The 4,093-nt window shown below is 63.2% G+C and carries 3 protein-coding genes and 2 tRNA genes; 2 read left to right on the top strand and 3 right to left on the bottom strand.

Going from position 1 to position 4,093, the window contains the following annotated elements; all coding sequences use genetic code 11:
• From Q0K12_RS12335 to Q0K12_RS12325, 3 genes are all read right to left on the bottom strand, one after another.
• Positions 1-598 (bottom strand): hypothetical protein (locus tag Q0K12_RS12335; protein ID WP_297263270.1); only part of this gene is annotated, 598 nt, incomplete at its 3' end.
• 441 nt (positions 599-1,039) lie between these two features.
• Positions 1,040-1,116: transfer RNA gene (locus Q0K12_RS12330), tRNA-Pro, on the bottom strand.
• Positions 1,117-1,228: 112 nt separating this feature from the next.
• Positions 1,229-1,304 (bottom strand) — tRNA-His (locus Q0K12_RS12325).
• A 200-nt stretch (positions 1,305-1,504) separates the two neighbouring features.
• Between Q0K12_RS12325 and murA the strand changes: the two genes are divergently transcribed.
• Both murA and Q0K12_RS12315 read left to right on the top strand, forming a co-directional pair.
• Entirely contained in the window at positions 1,505-2,761 is a 1,257-nt protein-coding gene (gene murA / locus Q0K12_RS12320; RefSeq protein WP_297263269.1) for a UDP-N-acetylglucosamine 1-carboxyvinyltransferase, read from the top strand.
• 59 nt (positions 2,762-2,820) lie between these two features.
• Positions 2,821-3,477, top strand: a complete 657-nt coding sequence (locus Q0K12_RS12315; protein ID WP_297263268.1) for a BON domain-containing protein — start codon at positions 2,821-2,823, stop codon at positions 3,475-3,477.
• The last annotated feature ends 616 nt before the right edge of the window (positions 3,478-4,093 follow it).

The following is a 4,093-nucleotide window of genomic DNA, read 5'->3' as shown; positions in this document are numbered from 1 at the left end:
TGAAGTCGCAAAAGGAGGAAAAGTAGCCCTCAAAAGCCTTGCGGAGCGGGAGGACGCTCTCCGAGCCCCAGAGTTTGGCGCTCTGGGCTTTCCAATAGGCGCGCATCCGTTCCCGTTCCGCCTGGCTCTCTTCTTTCGTGGGCCGGCGGCCGGCCGGGAAGAAGGGGATGGGTTCTGCCTCCCAGCGGATGGGGGGATTTTCTGCGGCAAAGACGGAGGTGAAGAAGTCGTCATCACATTCGTCCGGCCTGTTGACGATGCGATACAGGGCATACCACCAGGGGCTGGCCGGGAAGGCATCCACGGTAGCGCCGTAGTAGATGTGGCCGACAAAGGGATCGGTAAGCGCGAAGGGGGGATAGAGCCTGTAGGGATCCTTTTTCTTCAATTTGCCTTCAAGCGCATCGTCCACGGCGACAAGTCGTGTGGCGCCGTTGGCATAGGTGATCGTCGCCAGTCTGGCTTTTTGGTCGCGCATGATCTCGGAGATGTCTTCCGCTTCGGTTTTGCAGCCGGTCAGCGCAAGGCAGAGCAGCAGGAGCGGCAGCCACAGGCGCATGGCCTGCCGCCAAGGGGAGGAAAGGGGATGGACGGGCATGGGGGACCTCATTGTCTACGGTGTCGCGTTCTTTCCTGTCGGGGATGCAGGGGAAGCAAGGGCCGCGCCATACGGCACGGCGGGCATGTGGTCGGCATGTCCTTCAGCGCAGGCCGGGGCATCCGGCCATATGCGCTTGCGTCATTTCGGGGCTTCGGCTTCCATATAGCAACAATCTTGTCGTAAAAAAAGTGCCTGCGCGACAGGCATCGAAGAAATGAGCGATGAGGCGAGGAAAGCTGGGAGACGATGCCATGATGCGCGCACACGCGCCGGCATGGCCCGGAGGAACGCTATGCGGAAGGGCGCGGGGAAAGCGTGACGATACGGTCTGTCGTGTGAAAAGCGGAAGGATGCCCGTCACGAGCGGGTGGCTGTCGGAGCTGGCGGCTTTTCCCCAAAAGAAAACGCTTGCTGGCGGACAGCAAGCGTTGGAAAGTCTGGTCGGAGCGACTGGATTCGAACCAGCGACCCCCTGCTCCCAAAGCAGGTGCGCTACCAAACTGCGCCACGCTCCGATGCGGTAGCTATAGGCCAAAGCGGCAGGCTTGGCAAGCCGAACGTCGGCGGCGCAAGGGGCGGCCAGATCTCAGAAACAGAAAAACCCCGCGAGATCGCGGGGTAAATTTCTGGGGCGAAAGAAGGGGCTTGAACCCTCGGCCACCTGGGCCACAACCAGGTGCTCTACCAACTGAGCTACTTCCGCCGTGCGAGAACGATGTATAGTCCAATCGTGCGACATTGGCAAGAAAAATTTTTACGCGGATCGGCATCTGGATTTTTTCTAGAAAAAACCCTAGGATGGATTTGCCGGTTTTTCCGCGCAGGGCGTCCGTCATCCGCGGGCGATGCCTCCCGGGAAGCGGCCGGCGTTCAGAAAGAACATGCCTTTTTCAGCAGGACAGTATGGATAAACTCATCATCGAGGGCGGCGTCAGGCTGCAGGGTACCATTGCCGTCAACGGCTCCAAAAACGCCGCGCTTCCCATATTGTTTGCGGCCATCTTGCTTGACGGCCCGGCCCGGCTCAAGAACGTGCCGGATCTGCGCGACATACACACCACGCTGCATCTGCTGGAGGTGCTGGGCTGCGCCTGCGATTATGCCGGTCACCAGGCGGAGATCCGTCCCGGCGACCTGCATCCCGAAGCGCCCTATGATCTGGTCAAGACCATGCGGGCGTCCGTACTGTGTCTGGGCCCGCTGCTGGCGCGCATCGGCAAGGCGCGCGTGGCGCTGCCGGGCGGCTGCGCCATCGGGGCGCGTCCTGTGGATCAGCACCTCAAGGGCCTGGAGCTCATGGGGGCTCACTTTGAGCTGGCCGAGGGCTACATCATGGGGAGCTGCCGCCGCCTGCACGGCGCGCACGTCACCTTCGACATGCCGACGGTGGGCGGGACGGAAAATCTGCTCATGGCCGCCGTGCTGGCCGAAGGGGAGACCCTGCTGGAGAATGCCGCCCGTGAACCGGAAGTGGTGGATCTGGCGCGCTTCCTGCGGGCCTGCGGCGCGCAGATCGAGGGCGAGGGCAGCAGCAGCATACGCATCCGCGGCGTGAGCTCGCTGCGCGGCACGACCTACAGCATCATGCCTGACCGCATCGAGGCCGGGACCTTCCTTGCCGCCGCGGGCATCACCGGCGGGGATCTCCTGCTGCCCAACTGTCCGTATGAGGAGCTGGAAGCCGTCATCCTCAAGCTTACCGGCATGGGCATGGAGATCAGCCGGACGCCCGAAGGCGTGCGGGCGCGCTGCAGCCAGCCCCTGCGCGGTACCGACGTCAAGACCCAGCCCTATCCGGGCTTCCCTACCGACATGCAGGCGCAGATCATGGCGCTCATGTGTCTGGCGCAGGGCGCCAGCGTGGTGGAGGAGAGCATTTTTGAAAATCGCTTCATGCATGTGCAGGAGCTGGCCCGCATGGGCGCGGACATCAAGATCTCCGGGCATACGGCCATGGTGCGCGGCGTGGAGCGCCTTACCGGCGCGCCGGTCATGGCCTCCGACCTGCGGGCCAGCGCTTCGCTGGTGCTGGCCGGTCTGGCGGCGCAGGGCACGACGCAGGTGCAGCGCATCTATCACCTTGACCGCGGCTATGAACGCATCGAGGACAAGCTCGGGGCTGTGGGCGCGCGCATCCGCCGCGCGCCGGAAAACACCTGAGCGGCCCGGGCTGGAAATTTTCCCTTTGCGCGTGCGCGCAGGGACTGAAGGAGAAACGCGTGCGTCCGATACTCTGCATATTGCTGCTGCTGACCGCCGTGCTGCTGCTTTCCGGCTGCGGCTACAGCGCTTACGGCCTGTATGACGACAAGCGCCTCATGGACACCATCACCGATGACAAGGGCATCGCCACGGCCATCAAGACCGATCTGCTGAACAACAGTTTCAGTCAGGGCTGGGGGACGGCGGTGTACTGCTATTACGGCCATGTCTTCCTGGTGGGCGAGGTGCCGCAGAACATGCGGGACAAGGCCGTGACCATAGCCCGCCGTCACAAGGGCGTGCGCTCGGTCACCACGCACTGGTTCTCCCCGGCCACCAGCGAGACCAGCAATCTCGTGCTGGCGGCCAAGCTGCGCACGGCGCTCATCCGCAAGGACAAGCTGAGCTCCACGCGTATCGACACGGAAGTCAATGCCGGGCGCGTCGTCCTGCTGGGCGTGGTGGAAAACGCCGCCGAACGCGGGCTTGCGCTGGACGCGGCGCGGCATGTGGAGGGCGTCGTCTCGGTAAAGAGCTATCTTATGACGCCGCCCAGCGCCAAGGACGAAGGCCTGACGCCTGTGGCCATCGACCCCGCGCCCAGGAAGGAAGCGGCGGCAGGCGGCAGCGCCGCTGCCCCGAAGGAACCTTCCCTCGAAGAACGCAGTCTGTAACGAAAAGATTTTTCCTTCCTTGTCCGAGCGGCAGCCTTTCCCCGGGGCTGCCGCTGATTTTTTTCCCGGCGGGCGACGCTTAGGCATGAGCACCTGCGTCTGCCGGACGTCAGGGGGAGCCACAGATGTTCGGAGTGTTTTATCGTTGAAAAAGATAAAACGTGCGACGGCGGCACAGCGTCACCCGGACCAAACCAAGCGGAAAAACCGCGCTTTCTCCACGAAATGCCAGACCGTATGGTTTGGAGCGCACAGCGTTTCAAATTGAAAATGCGCTAAAGGGCAAAGCGTTTCAGACGGAAAATGCTTCAGGCGCGGGCGGCCGCCCCGTATCTTTGCCTTTTCCCCTGATAAAAGCGCGCTGGGGAAGGGATGGGGGGCTTGGGGGGAAGGATGACGGGAACGCCTTTTTTCGCTTCGCTGCAAAAAGGCTGGGCCCTCCCGCGCAGGCGGCGACCGAAAGGCGGCCGAAGGCCGTGCCCGTTGCGACGAAGGAAGCTACGGGCATCGACAGCAGAGCGCGACCGAAAGGCGGCCGGAGGCCGTGCCCGTTGCGACGAAGGAAGCTACGGGCATCGACAGCAGAGCGCGACCGAAAGGCGGCCGGAGGCCGTGC

Origin of the sequence: uncultured Desulfovibrio sp., from assembly GCF_944324525.1 — a bacterium.
In the GTDB taxonomy this organism is placed as follows: domain Bacteria; phylum Desulfobacterota; class Desulfovibrionia; order Desulfovibrionales; family Desulfovibrionaceae; genus Desulfovibrio.
This window is presented reverse-complemented; position numbering and strand designations above follow the sequence as displayed.